General features: G+C 37.8%; 12 protein-coding genes and 2 pseudogenes. 7 read left to right on the top strand and 7 right to left on the bottom strand.

Going from position 1 to position 17,217, the window contains the following annotated elements; genetic code table 11:
• Positions 1 to 26: 26 nt before the first annotated feature.
• Positions 27 to 269: an acetolactate synthase 2 small subunit gene (ilvM, locus tag ALFOR1_RS01545; protein ID WP_006793049.1), complete on the bottom strand. Its 243-nt coding sequence runs from the start codon at positions 267 to 269 to the stop codon at positions 27 to 29.
• Entirely contained in the window at positions 266 to 1,915 is a 1,650-nt protein-coding gene (ilvG, locus tag ALFOR1_RS01540) for an acetolactate synthase 2 catalytic subunit (RefSeq protein WP_058547655.1), read from the bottom strand. The genes ilvM and ilvG overlap by 4 nt, the downstream gene beginning before the upstream one ends.
• A gap of 548 nt (positions 1,916 to 2,463) precedes the next feature.
• Here ilvG and ALFOR1_RS01535 point away from each other — a divergent pair.
• From ALFOR1_RS01535 to ALFOR1_RS01505, 7 genes are all read left to right on the top strand, one after another.
• Positions 2,464 to 4,134, top strand: coding sequence for a phosphoethanolamine transferase (locus ALFOR1_RS01535; protein WP_104641833.1), 1,671 nt, complete (start codon positions 2,464 to 2,466; stop codon positions 4,132 to 4,134).
• Positions 4,131 to 4,502, top strand: a complete 372-nt coding sequence (locus ALFOR1_RS01530) for a diacylglycerol kinase (protein WP_104641832.1) — start codon at positions 4,131 to 4,133, stop codon at positions 4,500 to 4,502. The genes ALFOR1_RS01535 and ALFOR1_RS01530 overlap by 4 nt, the downstream gene beginning before the upstream one ends.
• Positions 4,493 to 6,439 carry an LTA synthase family protein gene (locus tag ALFOR1_RS01525; protein ID WP_104641831.1) on the top strand — a complete coding sequence of 649 codons (1,947 nt, stop codon included), beginning with the start codon at positions 4,493 to 4,495 and terminating at the stop codon, positions 6,437 to 6,439. The genes ALFOR1_RS01530 and ALFOR1_RS01525 overlap by 10 nt, the downstream gene beginning before the upstream one ends.
• A gap of 63 nt (positions 6,440 to 6,502) precedes the next feature.
• Positions 6,503 to 7,177, top strand: a complete 675-nt coding sequence (locus tag ALFOR1_RS01520; protein ID WP_104641830.1) for a response regulator transcription factor — start codon at positions 6,503 to 6,505, stop codon at positions 7,175 to 7,177.
• Positions 7,158 to 8,594, top strand: coding sequence for a sensor histidine kinase (locus ALFOR1_RS01515; RefSeq protein WP_104641829.1), 1,437 nt, complete (start codon positions 7,158 to 7,160; stop codon positions 8,592 to 8,594). Before ALFOR1_RS01520 ends, ALFOR1_RS01515 begins: the two co-directional genes overlap by 20 nt.
• A gap of 50 nt (positions 8,595 to 8,644) precedes the next feature.
• Complete coding sequence (locus tag ALFOR1_RS01510) at positions 8,645 to 9,523, top strand: TraB/GumN family protein (protein WP_058547661.1); 879 nt, start codon at positions 8,645 to 8,647, stop codon at positions 9,521 to 9,523.
• 66 nt (positions 9,524 to 9,589) lie between these two features.
• Positions 9,590 to 9,781, top strand: coding sequence for a hypothetical protein (locus ALFOR1_RS01505; RefSeq protein ID WP_058547662.1), 192 nt, complete (start codon positions 9,590 to 9,592; stop codon positions 9,779 to 9,781).
• Here ALFOR1_RS01505 and ALFOR1_RS01500 read toward each other — a convergent pair.
• The 5 genes and pseudogenes from ALFOR1_RS01500 to ALFOR1_RS01480 form a co-directional block, all read right to left on the bottom strand.
• Positions 9,771 to 11,182 (bottom strand): annotated as a pseudogene (locus ALFOR1_RS01500) (ATP-binding cassette domain-containing protein). The gene ALFOR1_RS01505 and the pseudogene ALFOR1_RS01500 sit on opposite strands and share 11 nt — an antisense overlap.
• A 52-nt stretch (positions 11,183 to 11,234) precedes the next feature.
• A complete protein-coding gene (locus ALFOR1_RS01495) occupies positions 11,235 to 12,980 on the bottom strand; it encodes a response regulator (RefSeq protein WP_104641828.1) in 1,746 nt (581 codons plus the stop codon).
• 155 nt (positions 12,981 to 13,135) lie between these two features.
• Positions 13,136 to 15,469, bottom strand: a pseudogene (locus ALFOR1_RS01490) (fatty acid cis/trans isomerase).
• Positions 15,466 to 15,831 carry a hypothetical protein gene (locus ALFOR1_RS01485; RefSeq protein WP_104641827.1) on the bottom strand — a complete coding sequence of 122 codons (366 nt, stop codon included), beginning with the start codon at positions 15,829 to 15,831 and terminating at the stop codon, positions 15,466 to 15,468. The pseudogene ALFOR1_RS01490 and the gene ALFOR1_RS01485 overlap by 4 nt, the downstream one beginning before the upstream one ends.
• A gap of 141 nt (positions 15,832 to 15,972) precedes the next feature.
• Positions 15,973 to 16,776: a VOC family protein gene (locus ALFOR1_RS01480; protein ID WP_104641826.1), complete on the bottom strand. Its 804-nt coding sequence runs from the start codon at positions 16,774 to 16,776 to the stop codon at positions 15,973 to 15,975.
• Positions 16,777 to 17,217: the final 441 nt, after the last annotated feature.

The following is a 17,217-nucleotide window of genomic DNA, read 5'->3' as shown; positions in this document are numbered from 1 at the left end:
TACTCGTAAATTTGTATTGTTAGCAATTACACAGCTTGTTGCTGTAAATTTTGTAAAGTGATTTCTTTAACGTCCACCAGCTTATTTAACTGGCTTGTTAAAAGATGGATTGGTTTATCGCTGTCTACTGTCATTGCAACATTGTAGTGGCCATCATCCATATTGAGCTGAAAATGCGTAAGGTCAAAACCACGGTGACGCACTACACGTAAAAAACGCTCGACCGCTATACTTTGGCTCTTTAATGCAATAGTTAGGCTGTGTTTCATTGTGCTTTCTCCGTAATCATTTCGTCATTTGCAGCCCCTGGTGGTACAAGTGGCCATACGTTTTCTTTATCGTCTATGCAGGCATGTACTATATACGGCCCTTTGCTGTTAACTAATGCTGTTATTGCATCATCAACTTGATTTGCATGTGTAATTGTTTGCCCAGGAATACCAAATACAGCGGCTAACTGAACAAAATCAGGGTTATCTGAAAGGTTTGTTTCAGAATAACGTCCTTCAAAAAATAGCTCCTGCCATTGGCGAACCATACCTAAGCGTTGGTTATCTAATATTAGTATTTTTACTGGTAAATTGTTACGGCGAATAGTCGCAAGCTCTTGAATGTTCATCATGATTGAGCCATCACCCGACACCGTTATTACAAAATCGTCTGGGCGCGCTACTTGCGCACCAATGGCGGCCGGTAAACCAAAGCCCATTGTGCCTGCGCCACCGCTACTTAAATGATTACTCGGGTGACTAAACTTCATGTGTTGCGCTACCCACATTTGATGCTGACCAACATCGCAGCACACTACGCCTGTTTTTGGCATACGCTGGCTTAATTGGTTCAATAAATACGGGGCAAATACTTTTTCGCCTGGGTAGTCGTAGCGCCAGGCATGCTTTACGCTTAACTGCTTATTTGTATCGCACCATGCTTTAGGGGTTACAACACATTCAAGTGCCGGTAATGACGTTTTTAAATCAGCAATTAATGAGGCTTTAGCAGGTTTACGTTTACCTACTTCAGCTGCATCTATATCTAAGTGGATTACTTTTGCTTTGGCTGCAAATTTAGCTAAGTTACCAGTTACGCGGTCATCAAAGCGAGCGCCTATACACACTAATACATCGCACTCTTGTACTGCTATATTAGCGGCTTGTGTACCGTGCATGCCTAGCATACCTAAGTAATGTTCGTAATCTGGTAATACGCTGCCTAATGCCTTAAGTGTTGATACTGCTGGCATCTGTGTTTTATTTAAAAACTGCATTAACTCATTTTGTGCATCAGCGGCTTGCACGCCGCCGCCAACATATGCAACTGGCTGCTTTGCTTCACTTAATAACTGATTTGCAATGGCAACTTGGTTTAAATCAAGTTGCGGTAAATATTCATCAGCGGCTAACCAAGGTTTAAAAGGCACTTGCGCCATTTGAATGTCTTTTGGAATATCAACAAGTACAGGACCTGGGCGACCACTTTGGGCTAAGTGCATGGCCTCTTGTAGTATTTCGGCTAAATCTTCTGCTCGCTCTACCATGTAACTGTGTTTTGTACACGAAAGTGACATACCAAGTACATCTACTTCTTGAAATGCATCTGAGCCAATGGCTGCAGTAGGTACTTGGCCGGTAATAGCTAACAATGGCACTGAGTCCATCATCGCATCGGCAAGTGCTGTTATTAAGTTAGTTGCCCCTGGGCCTGATGTTGCTAAACATACACCTAATTTACCTGTGCTGCGGGCATAACCTACAGCAGCAAAGCCAGCACCTTGCTCATGACGAGTAAGGTAATGTTTGACTGGCGCGCCATACAGCGCATCGTAAATTGGCATAATAGCTCCGCCTGGGTAGCCAAATACCTCTTTAACGCCGTGTTTGGCTAATAAATCGATTGTTAGTTCTGCGCCTGTCATTAATAAATCCTCATTCCTCAGTGACAACCCAATTACATTTTTACGCTAAAAATTTTACCCTTAAAACTAAAAAGCCCTCCGAACGGTTAGGTGCGGAGGGCTTTTTAATGCTTAAGTTTATAGCACTACGAAGCCCTCGCGGGAATAATCACCACGATAATAATCAGGACTAGGTTAAGTGCATTTGTAAGCATGTAATTAATACCAAATTTAAATCATTTGTTACGAAAGGTAATCTTTCGCTCTGTTATGTATTAGTACCGCGCTGAGCCCTTTAAGTCAATACCAAACTCAATTCAAAAAAAACACTAAAAATCAAATTAAGTGGTTTTAAAATTCACCATAAATCTATTTAAAGGATTTTTTATGCTTTAATTTCAAGCATGGAAATTCACTATTCTTATATCTCTCATTTATGGTTTGATTAATTTTTGAGGTTTTTTGCAAATAAAAAATATTTATTTTCCTCAGGGAATACGTAGGTTCTCTTAAGCAATTCTTAAGTGTTGTTACATAGCATGGCGTTGTTATTTTAAACGAGCCTAAATATGAACATACTTAGCCAAATACCAGTACAAAAAAAGCCAAATCGTAGTAAGCGGTTTTACATTCACTGTAGTGCTAACGCCTTTGTAGTAATGATTGCCTGTTATTACTGTTTAGTTATAAACATTCCTTTTATTCAAGGTTCGTTTAGCGCCATTACCTCACTTGCGTCTTTTTCATGGCTGTTTTTACTCTCAGTCCCGCTACTTTTGCTATGCCTTTTAATTATTTTCTTTTCGATAGTGTCGGTCAGATGGTTACTAAAACCTATTAACTACCTCTTACTGATAATTTCGAGTGGTGTGCTTTATGGCTCATTAAGTTACGGCGTCGTGTTTGACTATTCAATGATTCAAAACACGTTCGAAACAGATTCAAGCGAAGCGTTGAACTATTTAAACCCGCAGCTCATAGGCTTTTTACTGCTATTTTGTGCGTTACCTGTTTTTATATTAAGCAAAGTGAAAATACATTTCGCTCGCCCCCACCAAGAAGCGATTAGCCGTATAAAGCTAATTGTAGCGTGCTGCTTATTAATTGCTTTAGTGGTTGTGAACTTTTACGCCGACTACGCAGCCACTGGCCGTAATAATCGCATTTTGAAAAAAGAAATCATTCCATTTCAGTACCTCTCTAGCGGTTATAAATACATGCGCGATCAACTGCTATACACCAATATAAAGTTTAAAAATATAGATACAATACCCACTTTAATTGCGCCTACTACTACCAGCGTAACAGTTATAGTTGTTGGCGAAACCGCACGAGCAGACAATTTTGCTTACCAGGGTTATAAACGTAACACCAATCCTTATACACAAAAGCATAATGTAACGTATTTTAATAATGTGGCGTCTTGTGGCACAGCTACGGCTGTGTCTGTGCCGTGTATGTTTTCATTGCAAACACACGATAACTTTGATCGATTAGCAGCCGACAACCAACAAAACCTGATTGACCTAGCACAACAAGCTGGCAGTGATGTACTGTGGGTTGATAACAACAGCGGCTGTAAAAACGTATGCACCCGTGTTGTTAACATAAATATCCCAACCGCTGCATCAGCGCTTTGCGATGGGAAATATTGTTTTGATGAAGCACTTATTGCTCCACTTAAACGCAAACTCGCCAATTTAAGCCAAGCTAATACCGTTATCGTCCTACATATGATGGGCTCGCACGGACCAACCTACTTTAAACGCTACCCAGAAAAGTTTAAGCAATTTACGCCTACGTGCGACAGAAGCGACATTCAGAACTGCTCACTCGATGAATTAGTTAATACCTACGACAATACAATTGCGTACAGCGACTTTGTTAACGCCCAAGTAATTGATCAATTAAAAGCACTGCCGAACAACATAGATAAGCAGTTTTTATATGTCTCTGATCATGGTGAATCACTTGGCGAAGCCGGTGCTTACTTGCATGGCTTTCCGTATAGCTTTGCGCCTAGCACGCAAACACATGTTCCTCTTTATATGTGGGCCGATGAGCATAACCAACGCATTACCAATACCTGTTTAGCTAATTTAGACACACGAGCTGCACGCTCACACAACAACATTTTTCACACCCTTTTAAATTTAATTGGCATTAAAAGCAAAACGTATCAGGCATCCCTTGATTTACTTGCTCGCTGCCAAACAACACCAAGCGAAATAAAACTATGAGCAATAAAACCGTTAAAAAACGCCAAGGCTTAATGCGCCTTATTTTTACCTTAAACCATTCTTTTAACGGCTTAAAATGGATGAGTCGATTTGAAGCGGCGTTTCAACAAGAGCTAGCACTGTTTTCGTTACTTGGAGTGTTTGTGTGGCTACAAGAAATTGCATTAAGCGACAAGTTATTACTGATAGCCAGCCTGCTTTTTGTATTGTTTGCTGAGCTGGTAAATACAGCCGTTGAGGTTGTAGTTGATAGGATAGGCCGTGAATACCACGAGCTTTCGGGGCTTGCTAAAGATATTGCCTCAGCCAGTGTGTTTATAGCCATGCTAATTACTGCTCTTATTTGGTGGGCTGTATTATGGGCATAAAGCTAACTTTTATACCTAAAATACAAAATGCACTTGGCCCTGTATGGATTTTTGTTGTATTTACTGTTTTGGCACTGAGTTTTTTAACACTTGCTCGCTTTGGATTAAGTGTATGGCAAGGGGAGCGTGTATTTGGATCGCATGCGTGGTTATCTATATTTATAGGTGGGTTAAGAGTAGATATAGCCACTCTAAGCTACATTATTATGCCCGCATTACTACTGACTTTAGTGATGCAAAGTATAGGTTGGCAAAATAAAGTACGTGGGCTACTTAAAATATACTTAGTAATAATGTCGGCTTTACTCGTTTTTTTTGAAGTGATTACGCCTACGTTTATAAACGAGTACGATTTACGCCCAAACCGCTTATTTATAGAATATTTAATTTATCCTAAAGAAGTCTCAAAAATGATTTTTTCAGGCTATAAGTTAGAAGTATTTATTGCTGTTATAGCACTTATTTTAAGCTGTAAATTTGCAAGTAAAGTATTTAGCAATCAATGGCAAAGCAAATCATCACTAACAGGCTTAAATCAATCAATTTTAGCGCTTGTTTTAGTATGCTTAACTATTTTGGGCGCGCGTAATTCATTAGGACACAGGCCGCTTAACCCCGCCATGGTCTCGTTCTCTACTGATCACTTACTTAACGACTTAACCCTTAACTCACTTTATAGCGTCGCATTTGCAGTTAAGCAACTCTCTAATGAGCAATCAAGCCAAGACTATTACGGTAAAATGCCTACCGATGAATTGCTTAGTATTGTGCGTAGTAACATGCAAAACACGCAAGGCACATTTAGTGATGTAACCGCCCCTACAAAAACGTTTCATGGCGCAAGTAATATAGGTAAACCCAAAAATCTAGTCATTATTTTACAAGAAAGTTTAGGTGCTCGTTATGTAGGCACGCTTGGCGGTTTACCGCTTACACCTAATATCGACGCCCTTTACAAGCAAGGCTGGGGGTTTGATAATTTATACGCCACGGGTACACGTTCAGTGCGTGGAATTGAGGCAGTGATTACAGGGTTTACACCAACGCCTTCACGTGCGGTTGTTAAGCTTGATAAATCACAACGCGACTTTTTTACCATTGCTGATTTTTTAGCTAAGAAAAATTACAACACCCAGTTTATTTATGGTGGCGAAAGCCATTTTGATAACATGCGAAGCTTCTTTTTAGGTAATGGCTTTAAAGATATTGTAGATACGAATAACTTTAATAAAATAGACTTTAACGGCTCGTGGGGCGCATCAGACGAAGACTTATACGACCAAGCCGATCTCGAACTCTCTCAACTTGAAAAACAGAATAAACCCTTTTTTAGTCTTATATTTTCCAGCTCTAATCATAGCCCGTATGACTTTCCTGACGATAAAATAACGCTGTACGATAAACAAAAGCAAACCCGAAATAATGCTGCAAAGTATGCCGATTATGCACTAGGTACATTTATCGAAAAAGCTAAAAAATCGAGCTACTGGGACAACACCGTATTTATAGTTATTGCCGATCACGACTCACGCGTATCGGGTTCGAATTTGGTCCCGGTTGATCACTTTAGAATTCCAGCAGTTATTTTTGGCAAAGGTATAGCTCATAAACGCTATGACCAACTAGCCAGTCAGCTCGATATTCCTGTTACTCTACTGTCTTTAATTGGCGCAAGTGGTAAGCACCCAATGATAGGTCATGATTTATCAAAGCCAATTAGCGACAACAAACAACGCGCAATGATGCAATACGACAAAAACTTTGCTTATATGCACGATAATAAAGTGGTGGTGTTACAACCACAAAAACCAGCAACCACCTATACGTATAGCAATAACCAGCTTTTACCATGTGAAAACGATGAGCAACTAGTTAAAAAAGCCCTAGCCCACGCGAACTTAGGGAATCTAGCTTATACAAATGGTTGGTACCATTAACAAAGTGACTTAATAATAAAGCCTTGTTAAAGTAACAAGGCTTTTTTTATAAACTGAGTAAACATGAAAATCCTCGTTATTGAAGACTCCGAAGCACTAAGGCGCAGCTTGCAAGTTGGCCTTAGCAACCTTGGCTTTACCGTAGATGAAACCGGTGATGGCTCACAAGGGTTGAGCATGGCACTGAGTGGAAACTACGACCTCCTGGTACTTGATTTAATGCTACCGAGTGTTGATGGCATGAATATTTTACAAGCACTACGTAGCAGTAATAGCCAAAGCTGTGTGCTTATTCTATCTGCAAAAAGCGAACCTCAAGATAAAATTAATGGCCTGATGAAAGGCGCTGATGACTATTTAACTAAGCCATTTTCATTTGAAGAACTCCATGCTCGTGTCCTTGCATTGCTTCGTCGTGGTTCATTGCAAAACCAACAAAATACACTGACCGTAGGCGACTGCGTATTAGATCTCTCGCTTAAAACGCTTCATTACAAGCAGCATGCTATTGAGCTCACGCGTAATGAATACAAAATAATAGAATGCTTATTTAACACTCCTGAGCGAGTGTTAGGACTAGAGTTTATAAGCGAAGCAGTAGTAGGTCAGTTCGATATGCTCTCTAAAAATGCGCTTGAAGCACACATATCTACTATACGTAAAAAAGTAAGACAGTTTGATGGCGAGCTTCCGATAAAAAATAAACGGGGGTTTGGCTATGTTGCCACAGCAAAATAAAACACACTCAATTAAACGTAAACTGGTTAATTATATTAGCGCAGTGATTTCAGTTATTTTATTCACTATATTTTTAACCGTTGATTTAAGTGTAGATACTTGGGTCGAGGACCAGTTCAATCAATCTTTAACTAACAAAGCTAACTACTTAAAAACCTTAGTAGAAGATGATAACGGCAATGTAGAGTTTGATTTTGCTGGCGAGTTTATGTCTGAATATGAGCAAGCACAAGCCAGCGAGTTTTATCAGCTTTGGCACGGCGAAGCGATATTTGAACGTTCCGATTCACTCGATTTGTTTCCAAATGCCAACTTACCTTTTTTAAACATGCCAATAAATGAATCTAAAATAATCGATATTGAGCTTCCTAACGGACATGATGGCCGCGCACTTATAAGCCATTTTATTGCACAAAAAGATGATAGAAGCACTACAGGTTTAGACGTATTTAACCGTATGACACTAACAATAGCAGCACCTACTGATGAACTTAATAAAGTGCTCATAATTATAGATGTTGTATTTATTTTAACATGTATATTTGGTGTATTTGGCGTGCGCTATTTAGTGACACGTATTGTAAATAAAGGCTTGTATCCGCTGCATAATTTAAACGACCAAATAAAGTTACTCGATATTACCGGTGTAGCACAAACCATAGAAAGCGATATAAAAGTAGAAGAATTAGAACCCATACGTAACGAACTAAATAAGTTTATCACTGTAAATCAGAAACTCTACAGCAATGAAAAACGCTTAACTAGCGATATAGCACACGAACTAAAAACTCCTATTGCTGAACTCATAAGCCTTTCAGAGGTAGCTATTCGATACCCTGAAGATAAACGTATTAGCGACACCTATACCAGCGACGTACTCAATATATCCCAGCGAATGAAAACGATTGTAAATAGCTTACTGTTATTGCAACGATCTAGCAGTAATGCTTTTGAGCTGAGTAATCAAAATATCATTTTAAAACGCTTAATTGACCAAATTATTGAGGAGCTGGCCTTCAAGCATCTAAATATATCAAAGCGTATTAATAATATGCTCGATGATGATTTAACTATTATTGCAGATGAATTTAGCTTAAATACCATTTTATGTAATCTTATAGATAACGCGCTATTTTACGGTATAACTGATCAAGCAATCATATTAGATACCATTGAAAATGAGCATAGTGTAACAATTTCAATCAGTAACAAAGTCGACAGGCTACTTAACAATGAAGAGCTAAGTGCTATTTTTGATCCACTGTATCAACTCGATTCGTCACGAACTAATAACCAACGCCACGGTTTAGGCCTTTCTATAGTGCAAAGCTTATGTGATTTAAATGGCTTTAAAATCAATGCTCAAAATAACGAAAATAATACCCTTACATTTAATTTAACACTGCCCATAAAGTGAATTTAGGTTAGTATTTATCTAACTCAACAATGAGATTTTAAGGACAAGCTATGAAAGCAACACCTCGTATTAGTCACCTTTTTATTATGGTGCTGTTTACAGTACTTAGTTTTAATAGCCTTGCGGCACCGGCTTTATATAAAGTAGAGAAAAACGGCACTAGCTCATATTTGTTTGGCACAGTTCACGTAGGTGATGCCAGCATGAAAGGCTTACCAGAAAAAGTAACTAAGGCTATAGATCAAAGCGAGCAAGTTGTTGTTGAAGTAGATATTAGTAAACTCACGCCTTTGCAAATGCAGCAGCGTTCAATGCCCTTTATGATGCTTAAAGATGGCAAAACATTACAAACAGAGCTCTCAAAGCAAAACTACAGTAAACTTAAAGATTATTTTTCTAAAAAATCGATTGATATTGCCATGTTTAACGGCCTAAAACCTTGGGCTGTAATGGTGACGATGATGCAAATTGAGTTTCAAAATGCAGGTTTTTCTGACCAAACAGGCATAGACAAGCAAGTACTTGCTTACGCTAAAAAGCAAAATATCACAATTGGAGAGCTAGAAACGCTAGAGCAGCAACTGCAAATGTTTGATGGTATGGCACTATTAAGTAACGAAATGATTGAAGAAACGTTTGAGCAGCTTGCCGATATTAATACCTACTTCATTAAGCTAGTAAACGCATGGAAAAATGGCGATATGGATACGCTTACCGAGTACTACAATATGAGTTTTGACGAGAGTAATTACGGTGAAATAAGCGAGCAAGTTATGCTAGTTAATCGTAATGATAAATGGGTTGAGCAATTAGTGCCTCGCTTAACTAAAGAAAAGCTATTTATTGCAGTAGGCGCACTGCACTTACCAGAGCAACATGGTTTAATAAAGCAGTTAAAAGATAAAGGTTTCAGTGTTACTCGCCTTTAAAATTAGACCCCCTATAGAGCTTACGAAATGGCTACTCTTTGTAAGCTCATAATATTTAAGTGAATTATGAAACGTATTCAATTTGAGATTTTATTTTTTCTCTCCATGCTGTTTATAAGTGGAATATATTACTATCAAGAGGGACACTTTAAACCAAGTGGCGGGTTAATCATTGCTTCTACTCTTCTTGCGATTGAAATCGTTATTTATTCAATAGAAAGTATTAATAAAAAATATAAAAAACGAACTAATACTTAAAATCTTCCATTTTTAAGTAATTCTCTATTCCTTTAATTTTGTCTGCCGCATGGTGATTTACATAAATTACAGTGCTTGTATTAGCCGCACACACTTTCTCGATTAATACTAACACCCGCTGCCTATTCGCTTCATCTAGCCCTAAGCAAGGCTCATCTAAAATAAGTAATGTGGGGTGCTTTATCATCGCGCGTACAATTAATAACATACGCTGATCCCCATACGAAAGCTGGGTAAATGAGGTGTTTTGCTTATCACTTAAACCTATTAATGCAAGCCACTGCTTGGCGATATTTACTTGTGAATCACTCGGTTTTTGATATAAACCAATGCTGTCATAAAATCCTGAAATAACAGTATTAAGCGCCGAAATACTTACTCGGAAATCTATATGAAGTGCATTTGATATAAAACCAATGTGCTGTTTTATACCCCAAATACTTTCACCCGTACCCCGTTTAAACCCAAACACTTCAATGTCATTATTATAACATTGAGGGTTGTCACCTGTTATTAAGTTTATAAGCATGTTTTACCTGAGCCATTTGCTCCACTTAGTTGCCAATGCTGATGCTTTTTTATAGTCCAGCTTAAGTTTTTAAATACAGTTACATCACTATAACTAACTTTAGCATTATTTAATTTAACTAAAGTCTCGCCTGCAAATAGCGATTGTAACTGTGTGCTATCGGGTTTTGGTACACTTAATGTAGTGTGCTCTAAATGCAGTAATTTTAGTAAGTCGTTTAACTGTTCAACACTTGGGTTAGCTAATGTATGGATTAAGCACCCTTGGCTAACATAACCATAATGAGAAATAAAAGCAGGGATTTCATCCAGACGGTTTAAGACAAAAACAAAAGTAATTATTTTACTAAGATCTACTAGTATTTGATTAAGCTGAAGGCACGAATCCGCATCAAGTCCATCAAAAGGCTCATCAAGCACCACTAAGTCACAGCTTGAACTAAGCGCATTAATGAGTAATAACTTGCGGGTTTCACCGGTTGATAGGTCTCTAAAGCGCCTGTTTAGTAGCGTATCAAATTTAAAAAGCTCAATAAGCTGAGTTAAAAGGCTGCTGTGTTGGTTTTGCGAGGTAAATATAAGATCTTTTACTAAGCTTTGCTTTTCATGCTCTAACTCATTTGCTAGTAATTGCTTTTGGGAATCAGATGAGACCAACATCAAGTTGTCAATGTTACTTAACCGTTTGCCACTCTCACACTTTGCGTCGCCTATTAAGGTAGCCGTTAACGCTGATTTACCTGCGCCATTCCCGCCTAATAATAGCCAATGTTCTCCCAAATTAACTTGCCAATTTAAAGTACTAATATTGTAACGGCTTTTACCCTGCCCTTTTAAGTAACCATTAAATTGCTGAAGCGTAATTGACTGCACGTGCGTTTCCGAGTAAACAATAAAACAACAACTTAACGCATATTTAAAGTACTTAGCAAGTACCTTCACTGCAAGTGAAATTAATTTCACGTATGCTATTTAAAGCATCCTCAATTGCTTGTTGGCTGATAGGTTTATGGATATGAAAATTAGCTCCATTTTTATAAACTTGCTCCATATCATCATCTGAGGTATTTGCTGTTACGGCTATAATTGGCATGGTTTTATTAAGTTCAGAACGTATTATTTTTATTGCTTCAAATCCATCCATCACTGGCATATTTAAATCCATAAAAATAATATCGTATTCATTTTTGCTCACCATATCACACGCTATTTCTCCATTTACGGCGCACTCGTAGCTTAAATTTAAAAGAGTAAGTATACGGGTAAGCAACAAAGTATTAAGTGGGTTATCCTCAACAACTAAGCATGTTAGATTGCTGTTTACTGTGTGCTCTACAAGCGCTTCTTTATGACTTATTATTGGTAAGCTTAGGGTTACTGTAGCGCCATGCGTTTCGTTGTTTTTAAAGCTTATTGCGCCATGAAGCGCCTTAACTACATACTGTACCCGGGTAAGTCCGGTTCTTAATCCTTGAAAGTGGTTACTCTGTTTAAACGAATCAAACTCAAGATCAGCAATTACCTGTGAAAAACCACAACCTGTGTCTTTCACAGTTAAACAAAACTCATTATTTAAAAGCTTTGCAGATACATTAATCTCACCTTGAGCTGTAAATTTAATCGCGTTACTCATCAATTCAGTAAACATATGCTGCAAGCGCTGGTGATCTAATTTACAAATACAATTTAACGATTCATCTAAATGACTAGTTAACTTTATACCTTTTTGCTTACATGCATATTTATAAGCTATCACTACTTTATTGCACGACTCTAATAGGTTTTCATCTTTTAAATGGGGCACCCACTTCCCTGCACTTAGAGCTTGCAGGTCTTGTAACTCATCAAGCATGGATATTAATCTGAGGGAGCAATATTTTGCCTGTGTTTTAATACTTTCTTGCTCAGGGGTTATCTCTAGTGCTTCTATAGATGTGATAAGGCCTTGTAAAGGTGTTCTAAATTCGTGACTAGCTCTGGCAATAAAATGCTCTTTATTTTGGCTAATTTGCTGTACAAAATCTTTTTGTTTTTGTAATTCTAACAGCGTACTTGTTACTTCTTTCTCCATTGGCATAAAAACAAATCTTAGCTCAATTAGCAGTAATATCATGGCTAATAGCCAACATAATATTTCTAAATTAGAAACCCAGTTAACCTTACTGAGCGCACTTTGCTCATATAAACTAACTGCCTTATCGAGGTTTAATAAAACCGCTTCTACCTCTTCGATAGAAAAAACTGACTGTTTTACTTCCCCCTTTTGGTATAACAACTTCTCTGCTTCTAATATGTATTGTGTAACGCTTTTATCTAGCTGTATTGGCTCATATAGGTATAACTTTATAAGCTCAGGCGTTAAATATTTATACTCCCCGTTAGGGCTTTGAGCTAATAATTGTTGATGAGCAGATTTAAATACATTTAAGGATTTTTTTAGAGATTGAGTATGTAATGCAGAGTAGTTATTCGTATTAAGTATAGTATTACTATGCCAGGCTATTTTTTGCGAAAGCATCCTTTGCTTACCTGCAATATTAATAATTTTAGCATCGTACTTTTGAACCGAAATACTTAATTGGAGTAATAATGCAGAACCACTGATCAAAAGCGCAATAGCTAATAACGCCCATCGGTATCGCTTTCTAACACTTTTAATAATATTGAACATGTAAGGACCTGTTTTTTTATCTAAGTGTAGCCTAATTTTATGAAACGCAAAATCAGTAAGAGTAATACCATTTATATGATTAAGTAAGCTATGTTTAGACAAGAAAACTATGACAATAAAAACCCAGCAAAAGCTGGGTTTTATAAAGTTAAACGTTATCTATTTTCTAATCGGTTGTAATCAAACATTCCATGTTCTATACCACGATACTCTTTTGCCACAGAGTGTAAAATGTCGCTGTATTGCCAAAACTGTGGGTGAGTGCGGCGTATTCCAAATTTACTTTTTAAAGCACGATAATCAGCTTCAATTTGCATCATTGGCAACTGCTCGGCAAATGCATTAACTTGTTGATCGTTATTTAAATACCAAATAGCAGCAGGGTAATCACCTATAAAGCCAGGCACTATTGTAGCTGTATCTTCATCATAGGCTCGTTGGCCGTTTTCATTTAATAAACTCGATATATTATAGTGCGCATTATGATGGATGATTGTATAACCTTTATGGCTATTATCAGCTTACTTAACAAGTACAAAAGAAATTTGAGGTAATAAATTAACCGCCTCTGCAGACATATTATTTATTGCACTTAACGGCTCTGGCACTTTAGTGTAATCGTACCTTTCACTTAGTACAGGCGCTAAAGTCTCCTTCATTAAAGTGTATAACTCGTGCTGTGGGTTATCGGTTTTATACTCAATACCGCTTGGCTGGCTAAATTCGCGATTATTTTTAAAGAACTTAGATAAATCTGGTGGTGAGTTACGATACCACTGTTTTTTAATTTGATTACGCTTTGCCTCTGGCAGCAACGATAAAAAGTTTTGCTCGCCCTCTAAACGTAAAAAATCCATATATAAGCGTGTCACTAATTGGTGACCAATATTTCCGTACACATCAAAACCGGCTACAAGTAAGTAGTGAATACGCTCAAATAAAGCATAATCAAGTATCCAAGTTGTTTTAGGTTCTTGCCCTATAAAACCTTTAACCACAGTAGCACTGTCAAAATGACGAAAAATAGTCAGTGCTGCATTTTTATTATGTCCATCACCTTTCCAAAGCAAATCGGTTGTAAGATGCTCGCCACCTTTAAACATGTCGTTTGCAAGCTCAACTTTAGCCTGTAAATATTTTTTCTCACGTACTGAATATTTAACCCAGCTAGAGATAGGCAATGCATTACTTTCTTCAGCAGCAGGAAGCTCTAGAGCATCTTCATGTTGTACAAGCATTTCCCCTACAGCGGGTGTAGCAACTTTATCAGGGTCAGCAAAGGCTACCCAAAAATGATCATTAATTACGTTTAGCGCAATCTGACCACGACAAACAGGCCCTTTTATAAAACCCATAATAATAAGTTCAGCTTCATCAAGCATAAACTGATACTTAGAATTAATAGGAATTACTTCAAATGTTTTAAATGGATTTGAAGCCGACTGAGCTTTATAACTCGGCATTTTAGTTACGGTGTAATCAGGCGCAATAAACTGCTCATATAAACGTAGTAACTTAGCTTCATTAAGCTCAAGTGGTAAATGTGTTTTAGAAAGAATAGTTGAGCGTTCTTGCATAAAACGATAATAAACACGGCTAACTTTAGGATCATCATATGGGCGGCGCGTGTTGATTAGCTTTATTTCCTCACCAGGAGGAGTACTTGAACGCACAAGTTTAAAAAAGCTTTTTGGGTTTTCGGGAGTAAAATAAATGTGCGCTAAAAACCAATGTTCATATATATAACGAGCGGATAACTGATACTTTAAACTATCTTGATTTAAAAATGCTTCCCAGCCTTTTATTTTGTTTAGATCAAATTGGCTAGGCGGCTTAAGGTGCGACATTTTACCGCCATCTTTAAGCCAGTTTTGTAAATGATTAAACTCTTCCCGCGAAACTCCCGGTAAACCATAAGGCATACCAGCATGGGGTTGCTCATCCGCAAGTCGATCAAATTCGCCCATTGTGGCACACGTTTGTGAGCGACTAAGTGAAAAATCAAACTCATCATCTAAGACTTCATTAGCAGGTAATTCATGGCTTTGCTTTAATACCAAACTATTAAATAGCACGCTACCAGCTAAGTTAGCCTCTTCTGTTTGAGCGCGCTCATTAAGCACAGGCGTAAAGTTTTTCTCGCGCCATTGCTTAGTATCAGTGGCATCAAATAACAAACGGCTCGGTGTAGTGGCAAGTAAACGTGTTCCATCATAAACAAGATCTTTGCTTAGCCCACGGTCAATACCCTCAGGCGATGAAAGCTTCAATTGACAAGGCGCATCATAACAGCCATGACATACAACACAGCGAGTATCGAGTACTGGTTTTACATTTTGTAAAAAATCAGCCCCGGCACCCGTGGTATGTGGAACAATACGTTCCTGTGTTTGCTCTGCACCAAATACATTATCGTAATGAGCACTGCCTAAATATGCACACCCACTCAAAATAATCAGTACTATGGCACTTATTAGAATTTTTTTCATTCTAAGTCCTCATCACCTAAGTCAAATGTTGGCATCATATCCATTTGTGGAGATACAAATGTTTGTTGCTCTGAGGTATTTAGTACCACACTCAATAAAGGTCCATGAGTTAAAGTAATTTGCGCATCGTGCTCTTGTTCTATAATCGCCAAGTACACCGAATCTGTAATTAATAGTTGGTAATTACTCAGCGTAATAGCAACACTGCTACCTTCGCTCGGGTTTTGGCAAATTTGAGTTAGTAACTCATCATTTAACGCAATAGAAATTTCAAAATCAGGGTGTTCTAAATCTCTTTCACTCAAAGTTTCATCAAGAAGAAATAAAGGAAGGGTTAAGTTGCTATCTTGTTCAATTTCCATTGTGCTCTCAGTGCTACTAACTATTTAATTGTGTGCATTATAGCAAGAAAAATTGCACAATAATTCATAATGGATAGTCAAATAACGTGGGGAACTTAGTTGCTGGTATTAAATAATATTATCTTTAATACCAGAATATATTTACGCTAATGAACTACTAAGCATATCTGGCTGTATTACCGAAAATACAGCACCCTGAGGATCACAGATAACACAAAATCGGCCAACGTCAGGAACATCTGTAGCAGGTACACACACTTGCCCGCCAAGCTCTACAGCTTTTTTAATAGCCGTATCGCAATTCTCAACAGCAAAATAGATCATCCAATGAGCAGGAATATCTCCCGGCCACTCTTTTGTCATTTCAAGCATGCCTGCGATAGGTTTACCATTAACTAAAAACAATGTGTATTGCATATTATCCATTGGCTTTGTTTCACTTTGCCAACCCAGCAAAGAACAGTAAAAATCTTTACTTGCTTTAGTATCTCGCGTTGCCATCTCATACCAATATGGCGTGTTTAACTCCTCAACACGTTTACACCCTTTATGCGCATTCCCTTGCCACAGAGCAACAGTTGCTCCACCAGGATCTTTTATCATTAATATTCTGCCAGCATCCATTACATCATGAGGACCCGCAATAATTTCAGCACCAAGGCTTTGTGCTTTTAAAGCACATTCATCAACATTATCTACAGTAATATATGCTAACCAATAACTCGGAACACCCGCAGTAACCTGTTCTTGATCCATTTCATACATTGCTGCAATATCATCACCTTGTTTTTGCAGCATGGTGTAATATAAATTTTCTCCAATTGGCTGGTCATCATATCCCCAATTAAATAATGAAGTATAAAATGCCTTACCATCTTTCCAGTTATGAGAGCAAAGCTCAGACCAGCAAAAAGTACCATGCAGATAATTTTCAATTTTACTCATTATAAATCCCTTATTATTCTAATCTTATATATCTGAGTTCTGTACTCTATTTGTAAATTTATAAAGTAACAGTTATTAGATTTAGACTAGAGCAATAATTGTTCTGAGTCGATAAAAAGAAATACATGCCAGTAAGGTTTAAATAACATACTTAAAAAGTTATTTTATGATGCCAAGGCTAACGCCTAATCTACTCACTTTTGATTACCAACAGCCGTAGAGAGTTACAGTAAAATGTTACTTTCTTGGCCGACTGCGATATTGCGTGATTTTGGTATAATTAAAAATACTTTTAGCGTCGGGAGTCGCTACGCACGACCTACGTGATGGGTATGGATGTTAATTGCGCGAATTTTACTTTTCTGCAGACGTAAAAAAACCCGTTACATTGCTGTAACGGGTTTCTCTTATTTGAAGCCTGGTAATGTCCTACTTTCACAT

It is taken from the genome of Pseudoalteromonas carrageenovora IAM 12662 (assembly GCF_900239935.1).
GTDB lineage: Bacteria > Pseudomonadota > Gammaproteobacteria > Enterobacterales > Alteromonadaceae > Pseudoalteromonas > Pseudoalteromonas carrageenovora.
The sequence above is the reverse complement of the archived record's forward strand: the minus strand, read 5'-3'. Positions and strand labels throughout refer to the sequence as shown.